The organism is Schumannella sp. 10F1B-5-1 (assembly GCF_006517535.1).
Lineage (GTDB): Bacteria > Actinomycetota > Actinomycetes > Actinomycetales > Microbacteriaceae > Schumannella.
Map to the genome: position 1 here is coordinate 1 of NZ_VHQH01000022.1, position 369 is coordinate 369.

General features: G+C 70.7%; 1 protein-coding gene. It reads right to left on the bottom strand.

Annotation, left to right across the window (positions count from 1 at the left end; translation table 11 throughout):
* Nucleotides 1-369 (bottom strand): helicase-related protein (locus tag FJ658_RS03600; RefSeq protein WP_255447538.1); only part of this gene is annotated, 369 nt, incomplete at both ends.

A 369-nucleotide genomic window follows, 5' to 3' on the forward strand; every position in this document is an offset into this window, starting at 1 on the left:
GTCGAGGTGCTGGGATGCGCGGCGCTTGAACGCGGCATCGCCCTCGGACTCCTGGATCATGCGGCGCTGCTGCACGACGTCCTGCAGGCCGTAGGCCAGCCACGCGGTCGACGGCAGGCCGTCTCGGCCCGCGCGCCCCGTCTCCTGGTAGTAGCCCTCGACCGACTTCGGCAGGTCGAGGTGCGCCACGAAGCGCACGTCGGGCTTGTCGATTCCCATGCCGAAGGCGATCGTCGCGACCATGACGATCCCCTCTTCACGCAGGAACCGCGCCTGGTTGCGGGCGCGCACCGAGGCGTCGAGTCCCGCGTGGTACGGCAACGCCGGGATGCCCTCGGCGACGAGCGCCTCGGCCGTCTTCTCGACCGA